General features: G+C 63.2%; 25 protein-coding genes. 13 read left to right on the forward strand and 12 right to left on the reverse strand.

Annotated features, from left to right (window positions below; all coding sequences use genetic code 11):
- Positions 1-57: 57 nt before the first annotated feature.
- Positions 58-939, reverse strand: a complete 882-nt coding sequence (argB, locus tag RQP54_RS03190) for an acetylglutamate kinase (RefSeq protein WP_315676721.1) — start codon at positions 937-939, stop codon at positions 58-60.
- Between the two features lie 76 nt (positions 940-1015).
- On the reverse strand, positions 1016-1573 hold the full coding sequence (locus RQP54_RS03195; protein WP_315676722.1) for an H-NS histone family protein: 558 nt from the start codon (positions 1571-1573) through the stop codon (positions 1016-1018).
- 20 nt (positions 1574-1593) lie between these two features.
- Between RQP54_RS03195 and RQP54_RS03200 the strand changes: the two genes are divergently transcribed.
- The 4 genes from RQP54_RS03200 to RQP54_RS03215 all read left to right on the forward strand — a co-directional run bounded on the left by RQP54_RS03200 (position 1594) and on the right by RQP54_RS03215 (position 4942).
- Positions 1594-2121, forward strand: a complete 528-nt coding sequence (locus tag RQP54_RS03200; protein ID WP_315676723.1) for a phasin family protein — start codon at positions 1594-1596, stop codon at positions 2119-2121.
- A gap of 111 nt (positions 2122-2232) precedes the next feature.
- On the forward strand, positions 2233-3477 hold the full coding sequence (locus RQP54_RS03205) for a patatin-like phospholipase family protein (protein ID WP_315676724.1): 1245 nt from the start codon (positions 2233-2235) through the stop codon (positions 3475-3477).
- Between the two features lie 13 nt (positions 3478-3490).
- Entirely contained in the window at positions 3491-4156 is a 666-nt protein-coding gene (locus tag RQP54_RS03210; RefSeq protein WP_315676725.1) for a TetR/AcrR family transcriptional regulator, read from the forward strand.
- 30 nt (positions 4157-4186) lie between these two features.
- A complete protein-coding gene (locus RQP54_RS03215; RefSeq protein WP_315676726.1) occupies positions 4187-4942 on the forward strand; it encodes a hypothetical protein in 756 nt (251 codons plus the stop codon).
- Here RQP54_RS03215 and RQP54_RS03220 read toward each other — a convergent pair.
- On the reverse strand, positions 4934-6469 hold the full coding sequence (locus RQP54_RS03220; RefSeq protein WP_409997521.1) for a wax ester/triacylglycerol synthase family O-acyltransferase: 1536 nt from the start codon (positions 6467-6469) through the stop codon (positions 4934-4936). The genes RQP54_RS03215 and RQP54_RS03220 overlap by 9 nt on opposite strands.
- Positions 6470-6630: 161 nt before the next feature.
- On the opposite strand from RQP54_RS03220, the gene RQP54_RS03225 reads away from it, so the two are divergent.
- Positions 6631-6885 (forward strand): acyl-CoA-binding protein, encoded by a 255-nt coding sequence (locus RQP54_RS03225; protein WP_315676727.1) that lies wholly within the window; start codon positions 6631-6633, stop codon positions 6883-6885.
- 66 nt (positions 6886-6951) lie between these two features.
- Here RQP54_RS03225 and RQP54_RS03230 read toward each other — a convergent pair whose 3' ends face one another.
- Positions 6952-7275: a polyhydroxyalkanoic acid system family protein gene (locus RQP54_RS03230; protein WP_315676728.1), complete on the reverse strand. Its 324-nt coding sequence runs from the start codon at positions 7273-7275 to the stop codon at positions 6952-6954.
- Between the two features lie 21 nt (positions 7276-7296).
- Here RQP54_RS03230 and RQP54_RS03235 point away from each other — a divergent pair, with 21 nt between their 5' ends.
- Positions 7297-7626, forward strand: coding sequence for a DUF1840 domain-containing protein (locus RQP54_RS03235; protein WP_315676729.1), 330 nt, complete (start codon positions 7297-7299; stop codon positions 7624-7626).
- A 6-nt stretch (positions 7627-7632) separates the two neighbouring features.
- Here the strand turns inward: RQP54_RS03235 and RQP54_RS03240 are convergent, their stop codons facing one another.
- The 7 genes from RQP54_RS03240 to RQP54_RS03270 form a co-directional block, all read right to left on the reverse strand.
- Positions 7633-8886: a phenylacetate--CoA ligase family protein gene (locus RQP54_RS03240; RefSeq protein WP_315676730.1), complete on the reverse strand. Its 1254-nt coding sequence runs from the start codon at positions 8884-8886 to the stop codon at positions 7633-7635.
- A gap of 89 nt (positions 8887-8975) precedes the next feature.
- A complete protein-coding gene (locus RQP54_RS03245) occupies positions 8976-9788 on the reverse strand; it encodes an ABC transporter ATP-binding protein (protein WP_315676731.1) in 813 nt (270 codons plus the stop codon).
- 193 nt (positions 9789-9981) lie between these two features.
- Complete coding sequence (locus RQP54_RS03250; RefSeq protein WP_315676732.1) at positions 9982-11313, reverse strand: ABC transporter substrate-binding protein; 1332 nt, start codon at positions 11311-11313, stop codon at positions 9982-9984.
- A gap of 59 nt (positions 11314-11372) precedes the next feature.
- Positions 11373-12449 carry a branched-chain amino acid ABC transporter permease gene (locus RQP54_RS03255; protein WP_315676733.1) on the reverse strand — a complete coding sequence of 359 codons (1077 nt, stop codon included), beginning with the start codon at positions 12447-12449 and terminating at the stop codon, positions 11373-11375.
- 129 nt (positions 12450-12578) lie between these two features.
- Positions 12579-13508: a branched-chain amino acid ABC transporter permease gene (locus RQP54_RS03260; protein ID WP_315676734.1), complete on the reverse strand. Its 930-nt coding sequence runs from the start codon at positions 13506-13508 to the stop codon at positions 12579-12581.
- Between the two features lie 22 nt (positions 13509-13530).
- Positions 13531-14316: an ABC transporter ATP-binding protein gene (locus tag RQP54_RS03265; RefSeq protein ID WP_315676735.1), complete on the reverse strand. Its 786-nt coding sequence runs from the start codon at positions 14314-14316 to the stop codon at positions 13531-13533.
- A gap of 14 nt (positions 14317-14330) precedes the next feature.
- A complete protein-coding gene (locus RQP54_RS03270; RefSeq protein ID WP_315676736.1) occupies positions 14331-16277 on the reverse strand; it encodes an AMP-dependent synthetase/ligase in 1947 nt (648 codons plus the stop codon).
- A 164-nt stretch (positions 16278-16441) separates the two neighbouring features.
- Here RQP54_RS03270 and RQP54_RS03275 point away from each other — a divergent pair, with 164 nt between their 5' ends.
- From RQP54_RS03275 to RQP54_RS03285, 3 genes are all read left to right on the forward strand, one after another.
- The gene (locus RQP54_RS03275; RefSeq protein WP_315676737.1) at positions 16442-17170 is read left to right on the forward strand and encodes a Crp/Fnr family transcriptional regulator; all 729 of its coding nucleotides are present in this window, start codon (positions 16442-16444) and stop codon (positions 17168-17170) included.
- A gap of 59 nt (positions 17171-17229) precedes the next feature.
- Entirely contained in the window at positions 17230-17478 is a 249-nt protein-coding gene (locus RQP54_RS03280) for a DUF3297 family protein (RefSeq protein WP_315676738.1), read from the forward strand.
- A gap of 67 nt (positions 17479-17545) precedes the next feature.
- Positions 17546-18493, forward strand: a complete 948-nt coding sequence (locus tag RQP54_RS03285) for a pseudouridine synthase (protein ID WP_315676739.1) — start codon at positions 17546-17548, stop codon at positions 18491-18493.
- 21 nt (positions 18494-18514) lie between these two features.
- Here RQP54_RS03285 and RQP54_RS03290 read toward each other — a convergent pair whose 3' ends face one another.
- A complete protein-coding gene (locus RQP54_RS03290; protein ID WP_315676740.1) occupies positions 18515-18730 on the reverse strand; it encodes a hypothetical protein in 216 nt (71 codons plus the stop codon).
- Between the two features lie 214 nt (positions 18731-18944).
- Between RQP54_RS03290 and htpG the strand changes: the two genes are divergently transcribed.
- The 4 genes from htpG (at position 18945) to RQP54_RS03310 (ending at position 24637) form a co-directional block, all read left to right on the forward strand.
- Positions 18945-20915, forward strand: a complete 1971-nt coding sequence (htpG, locus tag RQP54_RS03295) for a molecular chaperone HtpG (protein ID WP_315676741.1) — start codon at positions 18945-18947, stop codon at positions 20913-20915.
- Positions 20916-21081: 166 nt separating this feature from the next.
- On the forward strand, positions 21082-22695 hold the full coding sequence (locus RQP54_RS03300) for a peptide ABC transporter substrate-binding protein (protein ID WP_315676742.1): 1614 nt from the start codon (positions 21082-21084) through the stop codon (positions 22693-22695).
- Positions 22696-22803: 108 nt separating this feature from the next.
- Entirely contained in the window at positions 22804-23724 is a 921-nt protein-coding gene (gene oppB, locus RQP54_RS03305) for an oligopeptide ABC transporter permease OppB (protein WP_315676743.1), read from the forward strand.
- Position 23725: 1 nt separating this feature from the next.
- A complete protein-coding gene (locus RQP54_RS03310; RefSeq protein ID WP_315676744.1) occupies positions 23726-24637 on the forward strand; it encodes an ABC transporter permease subunit in 912 nt (303 codons plus the stop codon).

The raw sequence follows: 24637 nt of genomic DNA on the forward strand, positions 1-24637 counted from the left end.
TTTCAGCCTCCAGCCAGCGAATCCATTGCGTAACGAGCTATCAAAACAAGAGCAACGTCAATGCGAGCGGATCATGGTGCCAAACGCCTGATCGGTCAGGATTTCGAGCAGCAGCACATGGGCCACGCGACCATCGACGATGTGCACCGAGTTGACACCGCTCTTTGCGGCATCGAGGGCACCGGCAATCTTGGGCAGCATGCCACCACTGATGGTGCCATCGGCAAACAGCTCGTCGATACGCTGCGCCGTGAGCTCCGTGAGCAGATTTCCTTCCTTGTCCAGCACACCGCGGATATTGGTCAGCATCATGAGCTTCTCGGCCTGCAGCACCGTCGCCAGCTTCGCCGCCACCACATCGGCATTGATGTTGTAGCTTTCGTTGTGCTCGCCGAAGCCAATCGGGCTGATGACCGGAATGAAGGCATCGTCCTGCAAGGCCTTGACCACACTGGGGTCGACCGCCACGATGTCCCCCACCTGGCCCACGTCGTGTTCCTTGCTCGGGTCGGTGCTGTCGACCATCTTGAGCTTGCGCGCACGGATCATGCCGCCGTCGCGTCCGGTCAGACCCACGGCCTTGCCACCGGCCTGGTTGATGAGTCCGACGATGTCCTGCTGCACCTCACCGGCCAGTACCCACTCCACCACTTCCATGGTCTCCGGGTCGGTCACCCGCATGCCCTGGATGAATTCACCTTTCTTGCCCAGGCGCTGCAGCAGCCCCTCGATCTGGGGGCCGCCACCGTGCACCACCACCGGATTGATGCCGACCAGTTTCAGCAGCACCACATCTTCGGCAAACGCCTTTTGCAATGCAGGGTCAGTCATGGCATTGCCGCCATATTTGATCACCATGGTTTTGCCATGGAATTTGCGGATATACGGCAGCGCTTGCGCGAGTATCTGGGCTTGGTCGGAGGCTGGCAGGGTGGACATCACAGTATTCCCGAAAAACAAAAAGGCCAACTCCCTGCGGGAGCGGCCCGGGTACGAGACCGATTATCTGACGGACTCAGGCAGAAATGGCGAACGATTCCTTGCTTTGACCTTGCGCCACCAGCGCCGACAGCCATTTGGGCATCAGGCCACGGCCCGTCCAGGTTTCGCCGTTGGGTCCGCGGTACTTCGGAGCAACGGCAACGCCCGCGCGCTTGGATGGTTTGGCCGCCTTCGCAGTGCGCGGTTTGGCCGCAGATTTGCGTCCCTTGGCCGGCTTGGCAGTCTGCAAATCCTTGATGGTGATACCGAATGCCTGCATTTTGGCCAGTATGTCCTGCACCGTGGCGTCAAATTCCTTGGCGCGAATATCGTTGGCCTGCTTTTGCAGTTTTTCAATTTGGCTTTGAATATCCAAAAGGTTGGTCATCAGTATCTCCGTCAAAATGGAAAACAAATCATAGCAAACCCAGAAGCATATTGCCCTGAACAAATAACAATGCAGGGATTTCCGACCTCCTGACGGCGACGCATTGGGCAGCGCATGCTGCAGTGCACAAAGCGCAATCGGGGCCTGGTCTAAACTCCAGCACAGTACATGCCCGGCCGAGGCTGTTTCGGTCAGAGCATGCAAGCCACCCACCGGAGTACCCCATGGTCAAGAAACTGCACAAATCCACCACTGCCACCCCCGCCAGCGCCCTGGGTGAAACGATGAAAGACTCGGCACAGCAAATTCTCCAGGCCGGTCTCGGCGCAATCGCGAAAGCCCAGGTGGAAGGCGCTCGCGCACTGGAAACCCTGGTCAAGGACAGCGCCACGATCCAGCGCAAGACCAAGGCTGCAGCCGGCGAGAAATTGACCGAGGCGACCTCCCGCATGACCCACATGGCCAACGACATTTCCAAGCAGGCCTCGGGCCAGTGGGACAAGCTGGAGAACATTTTCGAAGAGCGCGTAGCCAAGGCGTTGAACAAGCTCGGTGTACCCTCCGCCAAGGACGTGAGCGCGTTGATCGAGCGCATAGACGCCCTGAACAAGGCCGTCCAGGCCCTGGCAGCCAAGTCCAGTGCCAAGGCACCCGCCAGCAAACCCGCTGCCAAGGCAGCACCAAAAGCGGCAGCCAAATCGGCCAGCGCCAAGGCACCCGCCAAGAAGGCCAGCCGCCGCAAGGCATCCTGATCGACCACGGCCCTTGCCACCCGAGCCCGCACCCGGGGGCCTCCCTTGGACTGGGCACTGAAGGCGCCCCGTCTTTGAACAACCACACCTGCAGTCTCCGACCCAACGCCGATGGAAAACCTACCCGCTCACCGCCCCCGCATCGCGCTCGCTCTGGCGGGTGGCGGTCCGCTTGGAGCCATCTACGAGATCGGCGCCATGTGTGCGCTGGAAGAGTCCTTGAGCGGACTCGATTTCCGACAGCTGGACCACTATGTCGGCGTTTCGGCCGGTGGCTTCATCACGGCAGCATTGGCCAACGGCTTCACGCCACGCGAACTGTGCGCCTCCTTCATTGAAAACGACAGCGAACCTTCCGAGACCTTCGACCCCTCGTGGCTCATGGTCCCAGCCTATGGCGAGTTCCTGCGCCGTGGCCTGAAGCTGCCGGGGCTGCTGCTGAGCGCCTTCTGGAAGCTGGCTGTGCAACGCAAACCCCTGGTGCGCATCATCGAGCACCTGAGCGCGAGCCTGCCCACCGGCGTGTTCTCGAACCACCAGATCCACACGCAATTGGAGCGGCTCTTCAGCCAGAATGGCCGTACCAACGACTTCCGCCAGCTCAAGACAAAGCTCACGTTGGTCGCCACACATCTTGACAGCGCAGAAGCCGCGCCCTTTGGCCAGCCCGGTTGGGACCATGTACCCATCTCCCAGGCAGTGCGGGCCAGCTCGGCGTTGCCGGGTCTTTTCCCCCCCGTGGAAATCGATGGCGAATACTACGTGGACGGCGCGCTGAAGAAGACCATGCATGCCTCGGTGGCACTGGAAGACGGTGTGGATCTGCTGATCTGCCTCAACCCCCTGGTGCCCTTCGACTCGACGCACCCCCAGCACGCGCGGGTCATGCAGCGCGCGCTCCCGTCAGAGAAGCGCCGCATCCCGCGCATCGTCGAAGGCGGCCTGCCGGCAGTGCTGAGCCAGACATTCCGCTCCATGATCCACTCCCGGATGGAACTCGGCCTCAAGCACTACGAACGCGCGTACCCCAACACCGACATCGTGCTGTTCGAGCCTGACCACCGCGACCCGGAGATGTTCCTGGCCAACACGTTCAGCTATTCACAGCGCCGCCAGCTCGCCGAGCACGCCTACCAGCGCACCCGCCAGATGCTGCGTTCGCGCAAATTGGGCCTGAGTGAAAAGCTGGCCCGACACGGCATCACGCTCAACCATGCGGTGCTGGATGACCACAAACGCCACCTGTGTGCACCGCTGCCCGCCAGCACCCAAGTCGGCCGTGCCATTGCCACCCTGCAGGAGGTCATGGACGATCTGGGCGATGCTGTCTCGCGCGCCCAACGCCGTACTGCCTAGTGAGAGCCCCACCATGGTCAAAAAAGCCCCCCGCCGCACTGCCGAACGTATCCTGGAAGTCACGCTCGAACTGTTCAACCGCTTCGGCGAGCCCAATGTTTCGACCACGCTGATCTCGGCCGAGCTGGGCATCAGCCCGGGCAACCTGTACTACCACTACCCGGCAAAGGACGAGCTCATCAACTCGCTCTACGACCGCTACGAGCGCGCGCTCAACGAACTGCTCAATGCCAGCGACAACGTGCGCGACGTGGAAGATGCCTGGTTCTTCCTGCACTCGCTGTTCGAACTGATCTGGCAGTACCGTTTCCTGTACCGCGACCTCAATGACCTGCTGAGCAAAAACCGGCGGCTGGAAACGCACTTCCAGTGGGTGCTGAAGAACAAGACGCGCTCGGTGAAGGCGATGCTCGACAGCCTCAACCGCACCGGCGCCATGCGCATCGACTCGCGCGAGATGGACGCTACCGCCACCAGCATGGTGGTGGTACTGACCTACTGGCTCAGCTTTGAGTACGTGCGTGACCCCCGCAACGCGCTGGAGCCGGGCAGCGCCCAGTCGGCCCTGCTGCGCGGCGCCCAACACGTGCTCAGCCTGCTCACCCCGTACCTGGAAGCAGGCCAGCGTGCCCATCTGCAAAGCCTGGTGTCCGCTTACCAGACACCCAGCGCTGCCTGAGCGCTCCCGTATCGCACCCACGCAAGCGACATGACAACGTCCGTGGCCCATCGGTTCGACCGCGCCAAGCTCCGACGTCTGTGGTCACGCCTGCACGCCAGCGATGCCGAACCGCTGCCTGACACCGATCGGCTCACCGAAGCCTGGTGCCACTTCCACAGCGGACAGTTCGAGAAGGCAGTGGCACTGGGCCTGGCACTGGGCGCGCAGGGCCACAACGTCGCCAACAAGGCGGCCTGCATCCATGCGTCCTACCTCGAGCCCTCGGAGAAGCAACGGCATGCGGTGTTCTTGGACGTGGCCCGGCGTGCTGCCGACGATTGTGGCAAAGACCCCCACAACGCCAGCGCCCACTTTTGGCACGGTTACGCGCTGGGGCGCTATAGCGAAGGCATCAGCGTCACCAAGGCGCTCGCCATGGGCATCGGCAGCAAGACCAAGCAGGCACTGGAAACCAGCATCGCGCTGCGGCCGGATCGCGCCGATGCCTATGTCGCACTGGCCATGTTCCACGCCGACATCATCGACAAGGTCGGAGCCCTGATTGCCCACATGACCTATGGCGTACGCAGGGACACGGGCATGGCCCTGTTTTCCAAGGCATTGTCCTTGAGTCCCCAGTCACCCTATGTGCTGGTGGCTTGCGCGCAAGGACGGCAGATGCTGGAGTCCACGGGCGACGACGGCGGCACCCAGGCGCTCTATCAGCACGCTCTGCGCATGCAGCCCGCGGATGCCCATGAAGCCCTGCTGCTGGCCTTGGCCCGCGAACAAGCCTCAGTCTGATTCTCCCCACGGTAGCATCAAGGTCAGCGTGGTCAGCTGGCCGAACTCGGGCGCAAAGCCGTCAATGATCGCCTGGGGGTCGGGGCACAGCCCCGCATCGGCGACAACCCCAAACTGCACGCCTCCCCCATAGCTGAGGATGGACACGCCCAGTCCGACGGTACCGGTCTGTGGAACCCAGAACAGCGATTCCTCGATGGTCGACCCGCACAGGTGCAATTTCTCGCGCGGGCCCGGCACGTTGGTCATCACGGCCGTCGTCTTGCGCGAGAACAGGCCCAGCAAGGCGTCCTGTGCCGGCTTGACCAACAGACCCGCCAAGGCCAGCAAACCGTAGGACATCAGCGGCTGGGTACTGCCCTTGAGCGCCTGCATCCTTCGCCGCACCTCGTACACCCGCTCCAGCGGGTTGTCCAAACCCAGAGGCAGCACCACCGGAATCAAACCGAAATGGTTCCCGAGCTGGTGGGCCTGCGCCAATGGCCGCAGGTTCACCGGCACCATGGCACGGATCTCGGTGCTGTGGGTGTCGATGCCCTTGCGCCGCAGGTGCGCTGCCAGCGCACCTGCCACACACGCCAGCAGCACGTCGTTGATGGAGCAGCACAGGGCCTTGCTCACTGCCTTGACGTCGTCGAGTGGCAGGGGGGGGCACCAGGCCACGCGCTTGGCGCCGATGGGCTGGCCTTTCAGCGGCGTTGGCGTGTCGTCTGGCATGAGCGCCAGTGCCGCCATGTCGGAAGCCACCTGCAATGCCAGGTGCGCCGCATCGACAGACCCCTGCAGGCTGTCTTCGAAGCCCTTCTGCGGGTGCATCCAGAAGCCTGCCGAGCGTGCCGCCTGGTCTCCCGCCATGGCAACGGCCTTGACGGTCAAACCGGTCAGAGGCCGGATGATGGTGTCGGCCAGCCATTCCTCGGCGCCCCAGGCCAGCCCCGCATGGTGTTCGGTCCTGGCGGGTGGAACGAGTGGTGGCGTTCCGCCATCGGTCACCGATTGCATCACTGAGATCAGGGCGATCCCGTCGGCGATGCAGTGATGGATGCGCACCAACAGGGCCGACCCGCCACGGTAGTCCTCCACCAGATGAAACTGCCACAGCGGATGGCGCGGATCCAGGGGCTCCATGGCCAGCTGCCCAAGCCGGTCCTGCAGGGCTCGCTGGGCACTACCAGCGGCATGGCGTGGCAAGGTTTCCGTTACAAGGTGGCGGTCGATGTCAAAGTCGTCATCAGGGACCCACTGGGCTCCCGCGGCATCTTCGACCACCCGTTGCGTGAAGCGCGGGTAGCACAGCAAGCGTTCCTGCAGCCGCTGGCGCAGGGCTGCGCGCGAAATGCCAGGCCGCAGCACCCAGACACCGACGATCACCATCCGGTTGATGTCGGAATCCATCCGCAGCCAGGCGGTATCCACCCGCCCCATGCGTTCGCTGTGCGGGCCCGGGGTCACCAGGGGGGCCGTCTTCTCCCGCCGGGGCCGCGGGCGGCGTGGTGTGCTGGACGGTGAGGGGCGGCGCGGCGGCATGCAAACTCCTGGGACAGGGGAAATGGGGGCGCGGCGTCCGCACGCCGGGCCCGGTGAGCGTATTTTGACGGCAATTAGGGCCTAAGATAGCGCCTTGTCACCTGCCTGCGGGCGGGCTGTTCATGAACCGGAGGCTTTGCCCCGCCACACTGGAGTACACCATGGCCGATCTGAAAAAACAATTTGACGCTGCCGTCGCCAATTCCAAGAAACTGACCGAGCGTCCCGACAACAGCACGCTGCTGAAAATCTACGCCCTCTACAAGCAGGCCACTGCCGGGGACAACACCGAGAAGCGCCCCGGCATGATGGACATGGTGGGACGCGCCAAGTGGGATGCCTGGAACGGACTCAAGGGCACCGACAGTAAGGCTGCCATGCAGGAATACATCGACCTGATCAAATCCCTGAGCTAAAAAACAGCCAGACTATCGGTAGATACTGCGCAGGCAGCTACCGAAACCATAGCGCCTTGGAAGGCGCTATTTTTTTGCCGCAGCCGATTTACGGGCCGGCTTGCTGGCCAACAACTCGTCCAGGTTCTTGACGATCTCGGCCTCGATGCGCCCCTTGAAGGCCCCGAGCAGGAAGCCGAGCTTGGCATGCAACTCGAAAGCCGTGGCGGTGACTTCCAGCGTGCCGTTCACCCCAGAGCGGGTGAAGTGCACGGTGTCCCCCGCCTTGCCCTCGTCGAAGGTGCACGCCATGTCAAATTCGTCCTTGACGTGCGCCGCCCACTCCTTGGCCACCTTGCGGGCACCGGCCAGGCCTAGACTGTGCTCGCGATGTATGTGAAGATCCGCCACCAATCGCTCCTCTACTGCGCTATGTACAAATTCAAATCCCGGGTCACCGGCGACCTGATTATGCTGGAGCCCAACGGCCGCCAGATACTGAAAATTCTAGGGCGAACCGAAGAAGCTGACAGGGCACGTGGCATCCTGGAGCCGGCCGATATGCCGGGGGCGATCGCGGCCCTGCACGCTGCCATTGCCGCCGACGAGCAGCACCGCAAGGAGGCAATGGAGCAGGCGCTTGAGGAAGGATTGCCGCCCCCCAGTTTTGAGGGTATTTCGCTGCGCCAGCGCGCCACGCCCTTTATCGCGATGATCGAGCGCTGTCTTGAAGCCAACAAGGAAATCGTCTGGGGGGTTTGAGCCGCGCTATTGGTAGGAGCGGGCGTCTTCGATGACCTTGCCATCGTTGGGCAGGCTGCCCGGAGCCAGCACTTCCACCGTCGCGCGCAGCTTGGTGACGTCACGCACGGCCTCGCCAATGCGTTCGGCCAAACCGGCGACGCTGCTGCCCGCTTCCACCCTGAGTGTCATCACGTCGTTGGCCATTTCACCCGAGACCACCAGACGCGCCTTGAGTACCTCCGGGAAGCGCTTGGCCACGGTATCGACTTGTTTGGGGTGCACGAACATGCCACGGATCTTGGTGGTCTGGTCGGCACGACCCATCCAGCCCTTGATGCGGGTGTTGGTGCGCCCGGTCGGGCAGGTACCCGGCAGAATGGCCGAGAGGTCACCGGTGCCGAAACGCACCAGCGGATAGTCGGGGTTGAGCACCGTCACCACCAGCTCGCCGACCTCACCCTCGGGCACCGGGTCACCCGTGCCCGGTCGCACGATCTCGACGATCACGCCCTCGTCCAGCACCAGACCTTCGCGGGCCGCAGTCTCGTAGGCGATCAGGCCCAGGTCCGCCGTGGCATAGCACTGGAAACCATCGATGCCGCGCGCCATGAACCAGTCGCGCAGCGAGGGCGGAAAGGCTTCGCCCCCGAACATGGCCTTCTTCAGGCTTGGCAAGGCCACGCCCAATTCGGCGGCTTTCTCCACGATGATGCGCAGGAAGCTGGGTGTGCCGATGTAGCCTGCAGGCTGCAACTCGCGCATGGCCTGCACCTGCTGTTCGGTCTGGCCGGTGCCGCCCGGAAACACTGTGCAACCCAAAGCATGGGCTCCCGTTTCCATCATCGAACCGGCGGGCACGAAGTGGTAGGAGAAACAGTTGTGGATCAGCTCCCCCGGACGAAAGCCCGCGGCAAAGATGGCACGCGCCATGCGCCAGTAGTCGCGTGCCGTGCCTTCGGGTTCGTAGATAGGGCCGGGACTCGCAAACACTCGCGGCATGCCCGCGCCCCAAGCCAGGGTGGTAAAACCGCCGAAGGCATCGCCCCCGGCTTCACGGCCTTGGCTCTGCAGCGCCTGCAGTTCACCCTTGCGGGTCACGGGCAACTGCGCCAGGGCGGCACGGCTGGTGACGGACGAGGCATCGACCCCCTGGAGAATGCGCGCAAACGCTGCACTGCGGCCCTGCGCCTGGGCTACCTGGGCCGGCAAGGCCGCCAGCAATGCCGCTTCGCGTTCGGCCGGCGTGCGGGTCTCCAGCGCGTCATACACAGCGTTCATGCCACCCTCCTGAATCCAATCGTTTTGCTATTAAAGCGATAGCTGCATACGAAATACCCATGCGGACTACAGCCAAATTTCATCTTGAATCACGCGAGCCAGCGCTTGCGTCGCTTGTAGCTCTTGACGTCCTTGAAGCTCTTGCGCTCTCCGCCCCCCATGCCGAGGTAGAACTCCTTCACGTCCTCGTTGGTGCGCAGGTAGTCGGCGGCACCATCCATCACCACCCGGCCGCTTTCCATGATGTAGCCATAGTCGGCGTACTTCAGGGCCATGTTGGTGTTCTGCTCGGCCAGCAGGAAGGTGACCTTCTCCTTGGTGTTGAGGTCCTTCACGATCTCGAACACCTCTTCGACGATCTGCGGCGCCAGCCCCATGGAGGGTTCGTCCAGCAGCACCATGGAGGGGTTGCACATGAGCGCCCGGCCGATTGCGCACATCTGCTGCTCACCGCCCGAGGTGTAGGCCGCCTGGCTGGTGCGCCGGGTCTTGAGGCGCGGGAAGTAGGTGTAGACCTTGTCCAGGTTGGCGGCGATCTCGCCCTTGTCACTGCGCGTGTAGCTGCCGGTCAGCAGGTTTTCTTCGATGGTCAGGTGGGCGAAGCAGTGACGCCCCTCCATGACCTGCACCACGCCACGCTTGACCAGATCGGCCGGTGACAGGTTCTCGATGCGCTCGCCCCGCAGCTCGATGCTTCCCTTGGTGACCGCACCGCGCTCACCCGCCAGCAGGTTGGACACTGCCCGCAAGGTCGTGGTCTTGCCCGCGCCGTTGCCGCCGAGGATGGCGACGATGCCGCCTTCGGGTACCTGCAGGGACACGCCCTTGAGCACGAGGATCACGTGGTTGTAGATCACCTCGATGCCATTGACGTTGAGAACGATGTTGGATGTTTCACTCATGGTCGTGACTCCGTTCAAACCAAATGCAAAGCCCGCACCGCGAGACTTGCATTTGGCGGGTGGCAAGCGAAGCAAGCCACCCGACCGGGGCAGGGACACCGTGGAACGGGCTTGGCCCGGCCACCGGTGTCGCCCCCCTTGCCGGCGAAGCCGTGCCAAGGGGGAAGGCGCACAGCGCCTCAGGGGGTTGCACTCAAGACTGGCAGTCCGCGCCGGCGCGGCGGGTCAGCTTCTTCTCGGCGGCGTACTTGTCGGCCGCGGCCTTGACCATGGGCTTGATGATCTGCTCATCAGCCTGGTACCAGTCGCTGCTGAAGTCCCACTTCGAACCGTTCCAGGTGTGCACGCGGGCCCAGTTGGCGCCCATGTGGTCCTGGCAGCTGGTGGAGATGGGACGCAGCACGCCCTTGAAACCCAGCGCGTCGAGCTTGGGCTGGGTCAGGTTCAGGTTCTCGTAGCCCCAGCGTGCCTGCTCGCCCGTGACGACCTTGCCCTTGCCATAGCGCTCCTGGGCAGCGCGCACGCCCTCGACGGCGAACATCGCGCTCATCAGGCCACGCATGTACAGCACCTGGCCCACTTCTTCCTTGGGTCCGGTACCTTTGCCCTTTTCGTGCAATTTGCTCAGCACTTCCTTGACGACAGCAGCACCGGTTTCGGTACCGTGCTGCATGGTCACGGCGTTGTAGCCCTTGGCGCCTTCGCCCACGTCCTTGACGTCGGGCTCAGCACCGGCCCACCACACGCCGTACATCTTTTCGCGCGGGTAGCCGGTAGCCTGGGCTTCCTTGAGCGCGGTGGAGTTCATCACGCCCCAGCCCCACAGCAGCACGTAGTCAGGCCGGTTCTGGCGCACCTGCAGCCAGGTCGCCTTCTGCTCGACGCCGGGAGCGGTCACGGGCAACAGGTTCAGCTGGAAGCCAAGCTGCGCAGCACGTTCCTGCAGCAGCGGAATGGGTTCCTTGCCGAAGGGGCTGTCGTGGTACACGAGGGAAATCTTCTTGCCCTTGAGCTTGTCCATGCCGCCTTCCTTCTTGGCGATGTGCTGGATCAGCACGTCGGCCGCAACCCAGTAGGTGCCGGCAATCGGGAAGTTCCACTTGAACACACCTCCATCGGCCGACTCGCTGCGGCCATAACCCGCGGTGATGAGCGGAATCTTGTCGTTGGGAGCCTTCTCGGTCAGGGCGAAGGTGATGCCGGTGGACAGCGGCTGGAACACGGTGGCGCCCTTGCCCTTGAGGCGCTCGTAGCACTCCACGCCGCGGTCGGTGGCGTAGCCGGTTTCGCACTCCTCGTAGGAGATCTTGACACCGTTGATGCCACCGCGCTCGTTCACGAGCTTGAGGTAGTCCACATAGCCGTTGGCAAAGGGCACCCCGTTGGGCGCATAGGCGCCGGTGCGGTAGACCAGTACCGGGAAGAATTGCTCTTTGGCCTGCGCGTGGGCCGTGGTGACGGGAACCAGCGCCGACAGGGCTGCCGAGGCTGCGAAGGCGGCGACTGCGATTTGACGAAGCTTCATGGTATGTCTCCTAGGTTGGTGTGAAGCAGGTGAGGGAAAACGGATCAACAAACAGCGGATCAGTGCGGGAAAGGCCACAGGCGCAGTTTCTGCTTGCCGATGGACCAGAGCTTGGCCAGCCCGTGCGGTTCCACGATCAGGAACCACACGATCAGGGCGCCGAACACCATGAACTCGGTGTGCGACACGGTAGCAGTGGAAATGGTCACCCCGGCCAGCGCGCCCAGTGCCGGCAGGAACTGGTTGAGCACGATGGGCAGCACCACGATGAAGGCGGCACCGAAGAAGCTGCCCATGATGGATCCCATGCCGCCGATGATGACCATGAACAGCAGCTGGAACGAGCGGTCGATGGAGAAGGCCGCCGGCTCCCACGAACCCAGGTGTACGAAGCCCCACAGGCCGCCGGCCACACCGACGATGAAGGAGCTGACCGCAAAGGCCGACAGCTTGGCGTAGACTGGGCGGATGCCGATCACACTTGCTGCCACATCCATGTCGCGGATCGCCATCCACTCGCGGCCGATGGCCGAACGCACCAGGTTCTTGGCCATGAGCCCGAAGGCCAGCAGGAAGCCCAGGCAGAACAGGTATTTTTCGGTGGGTGTATCGATGGCCCAACCCAAGACCTGCAGGTTGGAGACCGACACCGAGCCCGAGGGATTGTTGTTGGTGAACCAGCCAATGCGCAGGAAAGCCCAGTCACAGAAGAACTGCGCTGCCAAGGTGGCCACGGCCAGGTACAGGCCCTTCACCCGCAGGCTGGGAATGCCGAAGAACATGCCCACCAGGGTGGCAAAGAAGCCGCCGGATAGCAGCGCCACGATCAGCGGCATGCCATCGACGCGCACATAGGTGTTGTAGGCCATGTAGGCACCCACGGCCATGAAGGCCCCGGAGCCCAGGGAAATCTGGCCGCAGTACCCGACCAGAATGTTCACCCCGAGCGCTGCCAGCGACAGGATGACGAAGGGAATCAGGATGGCCCGGAACATGTATTCGTCGGCCAGCAGGGGCACGGCGATGAGGGCAAAGGCAATCAGTGCCAGTACGCCCCAGCGGTCCTGGGCGATCGGAAAGATCTGCTGGTCGGCGCGGTAGCTGGTCTTGAACTGGCCGTTCTCGCGGTAAAACATGGTTCGATACCTCTCAATCTTTTGTCTACGACCCGCTTCGCTTAACTTTGCTTTGCTTTGCAAAGTTAGTCTGCGACGAAAGAGCATCCTTCGCCCATGGCGAAGAACCCTCCGGGTTGATCGCGTACTTCATACGCGATCGATGATCTTCTCGCCGAACAAGCCCTGCGGCCGGAACAGCAGGAACACGAGGGCCAGCACATAGGCAAACCAGATCTCGATGCCGCCACCGACCATGGGGCCGATGTAGACCTCGGAAAGCTTCTCACCCACACCGATGATCAGTCCGCCGATGATGGCGCCCGGCACCGAAGTGAGGCCGCCGAGGATGATCACCGGCAAGGCGCGCAGCGCCACGGTGGTCAGCGAGAACTGCACGCCGAGCTTGGAGCCCCAGATGATCCCGGCAACCAGCGCGGTGATGCCTGCCACGCACCAGACGATGACCCAGATGCGGTTGAGCGGAATGCCGATGCTCTGGGCGGCCTGGTGGTCATCAGCCACCGCACGCAATGCCCGGCCGGTGCTGGTCTTCTGGAAGAACAGCGACAGGACACCGACCAGAATGGCTGCGATGACGGCTGCGATGATGTCCTCCTGATTCACCAGCACACCGCCTTCGAACACCGACTCGAACAGGAACAGCGGGTCCTTGGGCATGCCGACGTCGATCTTGTAGATGTCGCTACCGAAGATGGTCTGGCCGGCACCGTCGAGGAAATAGGTGATACCCAAGGTGGCCATCAGCAGCGTCACACCTTCCTGGTTGACCAGGTGGCGCAGCACCAGGCGTTCGATCAGCCAGGCCAGCACGAACATGAGCACCGCCGCGGCCGCGAAGGCCAGCAGGTTGCCGACCACCTTGCTTTCGATGCCAAGTGCGTTCGGTATCCACTCGGAAAAACGCGCCATTGCCAGGGCTGCAAACAGCACCATGGCCCCCTGCGCAAAGTTGAAGACCCCCGAGGCCTTGAAGATGAGCACGAAGCCCAAAGCCACCAGGGCGTACAGCATGCCGGCCATCAGGCCGCCAAACAACGCTTCCAGAAAAAATCCCATTGCCTTGCTCCTTCGTGCTGGCTCAGTGGCCGGTGCCCAGGTAGGCCCGGATCACGTCTTCGTTGTTGCGCACTTCGTCGGGGGTGCCATCACCGATCTTCTTGCCGTAGTCCAGCACCACCACGCGGTCGGAAATGTCCATCACCACGCCCATGTCGTGCTCGATCAGCACCACCGTGGTTCCGAATTCGTCGTTCACGTCGAGCACGAAGCGGCACATGTCCTGCTTTTCCTCGACGTTCATGCCCGCCATGGGCTCATCGAGCAGCAGCACCTGCGGCTCCATGGCCAGGGCGCGCCCGAGGTCGACCCGCTTTTGCAGACCGTAGGGCAACTGGCCCACGGGCGTCTTGCGGTAGGCCTGGATTTCGAGGAAGTCGATGATGCGCTCGACGAACTCGCGGTGCATGATTTCCTCGCGCTCGGCCGGGCCGATGCGCAGCGCCTGCATCAGGATGTTGCTCTTGATCTTGAGGTTGCGCCCCGACATGATGTTGTCGAGCACGCTCATGCCCTTGAACAGCGCCAGGTTCTGGAACGTGCGCCCGATGCCCATGGTGGCCACCTGGTGGCTGTCCATGTGCTTGAACTGCTGCCCACGGAAGGTGATGGCACCGATCTGCGGCTTGTAGACGCCGTTGATGCAGTTGAGCATGGAGCTCTTGCCGGCGCCGTTGGGGCCGATGATGGCGCGGATCTCGTGCTCGCGCACATTGAACGAGATGTCGGTCAGCGCCTTGACGCCGCCGAAGCTCAGGGAGATGTTCTTGACGTCAAGAATGACGTCGCCGATGTGTTTCTTCGCCATGCTGTAAAGCCCTCTTATGCCGCGGCCTTGACCGGAGCAAATGTCTTCGCGTCGCTCAGCGCCAGGGTGGCGCTGACGCTGCCGGTGCGGCCGTCCTCGAACTTCACCTGGGTCTCGATGAACTGGCTGGTCTTGCCTTCGTACAGCGCATCGACCAGCACCTTGTACTTGTCGCCGATGAAGCCACGGCGCACCTTGTTGGTACGGGTCAGCTCGCCATCGTCGGCATCGAGCTCCTTGTGCAGCACCAGGAAGCGGCTGATCTGGCTGCCTGCCAGCAGGCTGTCTTCGGCCAGGTCGGCGTTGACTTTCTCGACGCACTCCTTGATGAGTTCATAGACCTGCGGTTTCTGTGCGAGGTCGGTGTAACCGGCATAGGGCAGGTTGCGGCGTTCGGCCCAGTTGCCCACCGCTTCGAAGTCGATGTTGATGAAGACGCAGACCTTCTCGCGCCCGTCGCCGTAGGCCACCACTTCCTTGATCTGCGGGAAGAACTTGAGCTTGTTCTCGACGTACTTGGGTGCAAACATCGCGCCGTCAAAGGCGCCACCCTGGATGCGGCCCACGTCCTTGACGCGGTCGATGATCTTGAGGTGGCCGTGGCTGTCGATGAAACCGGCGTCACTGGTGTGGTACCAGCCATCCGCCGTGAGCACTTCGGCCGTGGCGGTCGGGTTCTTGTAGTACTCCTTGAGCAGACCAGGCGACTTGACCAGGATCTCACCGTTGTCGGCCACCTTGATCTCGACGCCTTCGCAGGGCACGCCCACGGTGTCGGCACGCGCCTCGTTGTCGGGCTGCAGGCACACGAACACCGCCGTTTCGGTCGAGCCGTAGAGCTGCTTGAGGTTGATGCCGATCGAGCGGTAGAAGGTGAACAGGTCGGGGCCGATGGCCTCACCGGCGGTGTAGGCCACGCGTACGCGGCTGAAACCCAGGGTATTGCGCAGCGGGCCGTAAACCAGCACATTGCCCAGGGCATAGGCCATGCGGTCACCGAAGGACACCTCCTTGCCATCCATCAGCGCAGGGCCAACCTTCTTGGCCACCTTCATGAAGGCGTGAAACATGCTGCGCTTGATGACGCCGGCATCCTCCATGCGGATCATCACGCTGGTCAGCAAGCCTTCGAACACCCGGGGCGGCGCGAAGTAGTAGGTGGGGCCGATCTCCTTGAGGTCGATACTGACCGTGGCACTGCTTTCCGGGCAGTTCACCACATAGCCACACGCCAGCCACTGGGCATAGGAGAAGATGTTCTGGCCGATCCAGGCCGGCGGCAGGTAGGCCAACACTTCCTCACTGGACTGCAGCTTGTCGAAGTCGGCACCGGCGCGGGCCCGGTTGAACAGCGTGTCGTGCGTGTGCACCACGCCCTTGGGGTTGCCCGTGGTACCCGAGGTGAAGAACATGGCGGCCACATCGCCCGGTTGGATCTGGGCCACCTGCTCGGCGTAGAAGCCGGTGTGGATGCCGACAAAGGCCTTGCCCGCCGCCAGCAGTTCATCGACCGCAGCCAGGCCCGGCTCGTCGTAGTTGCGCATGCCGCGCGGGTCGTCGTAGAAGATATGGCTCAGCTGCGGGCACTGCTCGCGAATTTCGAGCAGCTTGTCGACCTGCTCCTGGTCTTCCGCAAAGGCAAAGGTGACGTCGGCGTTGTTGATGGGGTAGACGCACTCGGGTGCGGCAGCGTCCTGGTACAGCGGGATCGGAATCGCACCCAGCGACTGCACCGCCAGCATGGTGGCGTACAGGCGCGGGCGGTTGGCGCCGATGACGACCATGTGGGCGCCGCGTTGCAGGCCGGCCTGGTGCAGGCCAGCGGCCATGTGCTCCACCATGGTGGCCATGTCCGACCAGGTGAGCGTCTGCCAGATGCCATATTCCTTCTCGCGCATGGCGGCGGCCTGCGGGCGCTGCGCGGCATGCTGGAGCATCAACTGTGGAAACGTAAATTGCATTCCTGATCCTTTCGCCGCCGCTGGCACGGCCAGCTGCGCATAGGCACTGATTGAGCCCAAATCGTAGCGATCCGTTTGACGTCAAGTTGTCGTTTGGACGACAATTGACTGCAATTGACCTAGGTGTTTTCCCTTCGCTGAATCGCAACTTACAAACTGCTGGCATGTATACCGACAACCCGATCTATCAGCGCCGACGTCCCTTGCTGCGCCACGAGTTGCGCGCCATTCCCTGGCTGGACGTGCTCTCCGCCAAGGAGCAGGATCGCGCCATCGACGAGCTGCGCATTGCCGACGTGCCGGCTGGTGATTACGTGTGCCGCGTTGGGCGCCCGGTGACCTACTGGTTCGGCGTTGTCGAAGGCCTGCTCAAGATGAGCAGCGACACCGAGGAGGGCACCACCATGACCTTCACGGGCGTGCCGCCTGGTGGCTGGTTCGGCGAAGGTACGGCCATGAAGCGCGAGGTCTACCGCTACAACATCCAGGCGCTGCGCAAGAGCCTGGTGGCCGGGCTGCATGTGGACACCTTCCATTGGCTGCTGGACCACTCGATCGGCTTCAACCGCTTCGTGATGAACCAGCTCAACGAACGCCTGGGGCAGTTCATTGCAGCGCGCGAGATCGACCGCATGAGCAACCCCGACATCCGCGTGGCGCGCAGCCTGGCCACGCTGTTCAACCCCACCCTGTACCCGGCGGTCGGGCAGGTGCTGCGCATCACGCAGCAGGAACTGGCCTACCTCGTGGGCTTGTCGCGCCAGCGCGTCAACGAAGCGCTCAAGTCCCTGCAGGACCAGGGCTGCATCAAGATCGAATACGGTGGCCTGCGCGTGCTCGATCTGGCCGCCTTGCGCTCGCGTGTGTTCACCACGCGAGCCGCGGCGGCCTGAGAGTGGGAAAATAGCGCCTTTGCGGCGCCTGTTGACCGCCGCACACACCCAACGACACCATGAACGACACCACCACCCGCCCCTCCCTGCCCGACCACCTGTCCATCGACCCCCGCAGCCCCCACCACGTCGCCGCGGTGTTTGCGCACGACATCGGCATCCGCTTCAATGGCAAGGAGCGCTTCGACGTCGAGGAATACTGCATCAGCGAAGGCTGGATCAAGGTGCCCGCTGGCAAGACCGTGGACCGCAAGGGCAAGCCGCTGCTGATCAAGCTCAAGGGCAGTGTCGAGGCCTACTACCTCTGATTTCACAGCAAAATACCACTCTAGCCCGCGTGGAATGTGCGCGAACAGCTACCAAAACAATAGCGCCATGACAGACCAGAAACCTCCCACCACGTTCCGCCGCGCCGCACCTCCGGCCCCTACAGGCGCTCCCAAACGCGCCCCCGTGCCTGCCGGGCAAAGCAACACGGCCGCCTTTGGGGCCAATGGCACGGTACGCCTGAACAAGCGCATGGCCGAACTGGGCCTGGCCTCGCGCCGCGAAGCCGACGACTGGATCGCCAAGGGCTGGGTCAAGGTCAACGGGCGCGTGGCCGAAATGGGGCTGCAGGTGGCACCAGACGCCCGTATCGAGATCGACAAGCAAGCCCAAGGGCAAAAGGCCAACCAGGTCACCATCCTGCTGCACAAGCCCATGGGCGTGGTCAGCGGCCAGGCCGAAGACGGGCACCAGCCCGCCATCACGCTCATCCAGCCCGGCAACCGCTGGATGGACGACAACGCCCGTTTCTTCTTCCACCCGCGCCAGCTGCAGCACCTCGTGCCCGCCGGACGCCTCGACATTGATTCGACCGGCTTGCTGGTACTGACCCAGGACGGACGGGTGGCGCGCCAGCTCATCGGCGAAGACAGCCGCATGGAAAAGGAATACCTGGTGCGCGTGGCCTATACCGGGGTCGAGAACCCGGCGGCAGCGACGTCAGCCGCCGCCACGCATGCGCCACTCAAGAGCATCGACGACCGCGACCCGGTGCGCAACGATGTGCAATCCGTGTTCCCGGCGGCCAAGCTGGCGCTGCTGCGCCACGGGCTCTCGTTGGATGGCCAGCCACTGCGTCCCGCTCAGGTGGAGTGGCAGAACCCCGAACAGCTGCGTTTCGTGCTGACCGAAGGGAAAAAGCGCCAGATTCGGCGCATGTGTGAACAGGTGGGACTGAAGGTGGTGGGACTCAAGCGCGTGCGCGTCGGCCGCGTCATGCTGGGCAACCTGCCCGTGGGGCAGTGGCGCTATCTGCAGCCGCACGAGAAATTCTGACCCAGGCCGCGCGCGGCGCGCTCACACCGGAGCGTCGCGGTCAAAAGGCTGGGTTTCCTCGAAGTCCGGATGTGGCGGCTCGGCATCGGCGGGATCCTCGCTCATCAGACTGTCGAACTCGGCCCAGGCCGTGTCGGTGTCCCGCTCCTTGACTGCCGGCTGCGGAATCGGGTCCAGCAAAGGGTCGTAGCCCGGCATAGTGGCGGGCGAACCGGGTGGTGGACGGTTGGTACTCATGAAAACCCCTTGCAATCCCTGGCGTGTTTGTTGACTTCGGACAACTTTAGCGCATCCGGCCCCTGCCTGCCAGAACCAGCGCTTTCGCCCGCTCTGGTACCACGCAAGGGCTCTTGAAAGCCTGCTCCTCGCCCATAATTGCGCCCTTTGCCGACGCCAGACTGACGGAAATGACGCCGCTGGCTTGTGTTGATTTACCGCTTTTGATTGAACCATGAGCAAACAAACCCTGTCGTTCCAGGCCGAAGTGGCCCAGTTGCTGCACCTTGTCACCCACTCCCTGTACTCCAACAAGGAAATCTTCCTGCGCGAGCTGGTGTCCAACGCCTCGGACGCCTGCGACAAGCTGCGCTTCGAAGCCATCAACAACGCCGCCCTGTACGAAGATGCCCCGAACCTGGAGGTGCGTGTCACGTTCGACAAGGACGCCAAGACGCTGACCATCACCGACAACGGCATCGGCATGAGCCAGCAGGAGGCCATCGACCACCTGGGCACCATTGCCAAGAGCGGCACCAAGGACTTCATGAGCAAGCTCTCGGGCGACCAGAAGGCCGACTCGCAGCTCATCGGCCAGTTCGGCGTGGGCTTCTACTCCGGCTTCATCGTGTCCGACAAGATCACGGTGGAAAGCCGCCGCGCCGGCCTCAAGGCCGAGGAAGGCGTGCGCTGGGTGAGCGCCGGTGCCGGCGACTTCGAGGTGGACACCATCACCCGCGCCCAGCGCGGCACCAGCGTCATCCTGCACCTGCGCGAAGACGCACTGGAATACGCCAACACCTGGAAGCTCAAGAGCGTCATCGGCAAGTACTCCGACCACATCAGCCTGCCCATCCTGATGGAAAAGGAAGAGTGGAAGGACGGCGAACTGATCGACCCCAAGGACGAGAACGGTGGCCGCCAACCGGGTGCCATGGTCAAGACCGGCGAATGGGAAGCCGTGAACAAGGGCAACGCCATCTGGGCCCGCGCCAAGAAGGACGTGACGGCGGAGGAATACAACGAGTTCTACAAGCAGATCAGCCACGACTACGAGCCACCCCTGGCCCACAGCCACAACCGCGTCGAGGGCAGCACCGAGTACACCCAGCTGCTATACATCCCGTCCAAGGCGCCGATGGACCTGTACAACCGCGACAAGGCCCGCGGCGTGAAGCTGTACGTGAAGCGCGTGTTCATCATGGACGACGCCGAGGCCCTGCTGCCCTCCTACCTGCGCTTCATCAAGGGCGTGGTGGACTCGGCCGACCTGCCACTGAACGTGAGCCGCGAGCTGCTGCAGGAAAGCCGTGACGTGCGCGCCATCCGTGAAGGCAATACCAAGCGCGTGCTCTCGGTACTGGAGAACCTGGCCCAGCACGACAGCCACAGCACGGCCACCGAGGGCGACGTGACCGATGTCGTGTCGGAAGAGGACAAGGCCAAGGAAGGCAAGTACAGCAAGTTCTACGCCGAATTCGGCGCCGTGCTCAAGGAAGGCCTGGGCGAGGACTTCTCCAACAAGGACCGCATTGCCAAGCTGCTGCGCTTTGCCTCGAGCACCACCGACAGCGTGAGCGTATCGTTTGCCGACTACAAGGCGCGCATGAAAGAGGGCCAGGAGGCGATCTACTACATCACCGCCGAAACGCTGGCCGCCGCCAAGAACAGCCCGCAGCTCGAAGTGTTCAAGAAGAAGGGCATCGAGGTGCTCCTGATGACCGACCGCGTCGACGAGTGGGCACTGAACTACCTGCACGACTTCGACGGCACCCCGCTGCAGAGCGTGGCCAAGGGTGCGGTCGACCTGGGCAAGTTGCAGGACGAAGCCGAAAAGAAGGCCGCCGAGGAAGCTGCGGAAGCCTTCAAGCCGGTGCTGGCCAAACTCAAGGAAGCCCTGAAGGACAAGGCCGACGACGTGCGCGTGACCACCCGCCTGGTGGACAGCCCCGCCTGCCTGGTGGTACAGGACCATGGCATGAGCACCCAGCTGGCCCGTCTGCTCAAGCAGGCCGGCCAAAGCGCTCCCGACGTCAAGCCCATTCTGGAAGTCAACGCCGAGCACGCGCTGGTGAAGAAGCTCGGCGGTTCGGTGCACTTCCACGACCTGGCCCACATCCTGTTCGACCAGGCCCTGCTGGCCGAAGGCGGTCTGCCCGAAGACCCCGCCGCCTATGTGAAGCGCGTGAACGCCCTGCTGGTCTAAGCCGCGAACGTCGCCATCACAAAGCCGTGCAGCCCAGATGCTGCACGGCTTTTTTTGTGTTGCGTCAAATTCGAATCAAGTTTTCCGACACCCGGGTAAACCCATGGACTGAGGACCGGTTCCGACTCCTAGAATCCGCGCTTTCAATATATTAAGGAGCTCATTCATGGCCTCTTCTTTCGCACAGCGCGGACTCGTCGCCGCCCTGGCCCTGGCCTTCACCGGTCTGGCCGCTGCCGCCACCATCCCCAAGGGCGTGCAGCTGCACGACAAGCAGGAACTGACCCGCAACAACGGCTCCGAGCCCGAGACCCTGGACCCGGCTCTGGCCGAAGGCGTGCCGGCCAACAACATCATCCGCGACATGTTCGAAGGCCTGACCGCTGTGGACGGCTCCGGCACCATCGTTCCCGGTGTGGCCGAGAGCTGGAAGCAGACCAACCCCACCACCTGGGTGTTCAAGCTGCGCAAGGACGCCAAGTGGTCCAACGGCGACCCAGTGACCACCGAAGACTTCGTCTGGAGCATGCGCCGCTTTGTCGACCCGGCCACCGCCTCCAAGTACGCCTCCACCTACGGCAAGTTCATTGCCAACGGCATGGAGGTGGTCGAAGGCAAGAAGAAACCAGAGGAACTGGGCGTCAAGGCCATCGACAAGTACACGCTGGAAATCACCACGGCCTTCCCCGTGAACTTCCTGCCCGACGTGGTATCCAACCTGCAGCTGGGCCCCGTGCACCGCGCCACCGTCGAGAAGTTCGGCAAGGCCTGGACCAAGCCCGGCAACATCGTCAGCAATGGCGCCTTCACCATGGCCGACTGGCAGGTCAACTCCAAGGTGGTGCTGGCCAAGAACCCGCAGTACTGGGATGCCAAGAACGTCCAGCTGACCAAGTTCACCTATTTGCCAGTGGAGAGTGGTGATGCCGACGTGAAACTGTTCGAATCCGGCGAGAACGACTGGGTCTACCAGCTGCCCCCCGGAACCTACGAGAAGTACAAGGCCCAATACCCCAAGGAAATCCGCAATGCGCCCATGCTGGGCATCCGCTACTACTCCCTGCTGAACACCGACCCCGTGCTCAAGGACGTGCGCGTGCGCAAGGCCCTCTCCATGGTGATTGACCGCGACCTGATGGCCGACAAGGTGACGGCTGACGGCCAGGTGGCGGTGTACGGCGCCATCATGCACGGCACCAAGGGCGCCGAGGTCACCGCCTACGACTGGGCCAAGTGGCCCATGGACAAGCGCGTGGCCGAGGCCAAGAAGCTGCTGGCCGCGGCCGGTGTGCAACCCGGCACCAAGCTGAAGTTCGCCTACAACACCAGCGAGTACCACAAGAAGATGGCCATCTTCGTGGCCTCCGAGTGGAAGAACAAGCTCGGCATCGACATGGACATGGAAGCCATGGAGTTCAAGGTGCTGATCAAGAAGCGCAATGACGGCGACTACCAGGTGGCACGCAACGGCTGGGTGGCCGACTACAACGATGCCACCACCTTCCTGACCCTGATCGAGTGCGACTCCGACCAGAACGCCCACAAGAACTGCAACCGCGCCGCGCAGAAGCTCATCGACCAAGGCAACGCCAGCCTGGATCCGAAGAAGCGCACCCAGCTGCTGACCCAGGCCGCGAAGATGATCATGGACGACTACCCCATGATTCCCTTGCTGCAGTACACCGTGCCGCGTCTGGTGAAGTCCTATGTGGGTGGCTACACCCAGACCAACTCCATGGACCGCTACCGCGGCAAGGAGCTGTACATCATCAAGCACTAAAATTGCGCCTGTAACGCTCCAGCGGCCACTGCACCTTACCCGGCGCAGTGGCCGTTTGGTTTCAAGCAGCCCGCCCACCCACGGCGGGGTTTTCCGGAGTCACCATCCATGTGGTCCTATGCCCTGCGTCGCCTGCTGGCGACCCTTCCCACGCTGCTGGCCGTCATCACGGTCTGCTACCTGCTCCTGCACTTCACCCCTGGCGGACCGTTCGACAGCGAACGCAAGGTTTCGGCCGCCGTGCTGGCCAACCTGCAGGCCAAATACCACCTCGACGAGCCGCTGTGGAAGCAATACCTGCTGTACCTGCAGAGCCTGCTGCACGGTGACCTGGGCGCCTCGTTCCGTTACGAGGATTGGACCGTCAACGAACTCGTGGCCAAGGCCCTGCCGGTGTCGGCGGCCATCGGCGGCGGCTCGCTGCTGATTGCCTTGGTCATCGGCGTGGCGCTGGGCACCATTGCCGCGCTGCGCCAGAACAGCGCGTTGGACTACGTGGTCATGTTCCTGGGCAACGCCGGGCATGCCTTCCCCTCCTTCGTGGTCGGCCCGGTGCTGATCCTGGTATTTGCCATCTGGCTCAAGGTGGCCCCGGCCGGTGGCTGGGCCGATTTCGCGCCACGCTACATGGTGCTGCCCATGGCTCTGCTGGTGGTCATCAATGTCGCCACCATCGGCCGCGTGATGCGCGGCAGCATGATCGAGGTGCTTTCCAGCAACTTCATCCGCACCGCACGCGCCAAGGGTCTGCCCACCCGCACCGTGGTGCTGCGCCACGCCATGAAACCAGCCCTGCTGCCGGTCGTCTCGCTGATCGGCCCCATGGCCATTTCGGCCATCACTGCCGCGGTGGTCACCGAATCGGTGTTCTCGCTGCCGGGCCTGGGCAAGCTCATCGTCAATGGCGCCTCGAACCGGGACTACACCCTGGTGCTGGGCCTGGTGGTGCTCATCACCGTCATCGCCGTCACCCTCAACCTGCTGGTGGACCTGGCCTACGCCCTGCTCGACCCCAAGATCCGCTACTGACATGACACCGTCCAAGAATGCGCCCCTGGTGGCGGCGCTGCAAGACACCACCCTCGCGTCGGTACAGGGCCGCAGCCCCTGGGCCGACGCTTGCACCCGATTCCTGCGCAACAAGGCAGCCGTGGTCAGCCTGGTGCTGCTGGCTTTCATCGCCCTGGCCTGCATCGTCGGGCCCTGGGTGCTGCCCAATGCGTTCGACTCCTCGGACTGGAACGCCATGAGCGTGCCCCCGACCTGGGAGGGTTTCCACTGGTTCGGCACCGACGAATCCGGCCGGGACCTGCTGGTGCGCTGCCTCATCGGCGGACGCATCTCGCTCATGGTCGGCCTGCTGGCCACGCTCACCTCGGCCAGCATCGGCATCGCCTGGGGCGCCACCGCCGGCTTCCTGGGCGGCAAGGTCGACGCGCTGATGATGCGCGTGGTCGACATGATGTACGCCGTGCCTTACCTGCTCATCGCCATCCTCATGGTGACGCTGCTGGGCCGCGCCTTCTACCTCGTGGTCATCACCATTACGGTGTTTTCGTGGATGGACATGGCACGCGTGGTACGCGGCCAGACGCTCTCCTTGCGTTCGCGCGAATTCGTCGAAGCGGCGCGTGCCATCGGCGTGCCCACACACCGCATCATCTTCCAGCACATCGTGCCCAACCTGCTGGGCATCGTGGTCATCTACACCACCGTCACGGTGCCTGCCGTGATCCTGACCGAGTCGGTGCTGTCCTTCCTGGGACTGGGCATCCAGGAACCCATGACCAGCTGGGGCGTGCTGATCCATGACGGCACCACCGTGATGGAAATCTCGCCCTGGATCCTGCTGTTTCCGGCTGGACTGCTCTCGGCCACGCTGTACTGCTTCAACTACATCGGCGACGGCCTGCGTGACGCGCTCGACCCCAAGGACCGCTAA

The organism is Curvibacter sp. APW13 (genome assembly GCF_032337135.1).
In the GTDB taxonomy this organism is placed as follows: domain Bacteria; phylum Pseudomonadota; class Gammaproteobacteria; order Burkholderiales; family Burkholderiaceae_C; genus Allorhodoferax.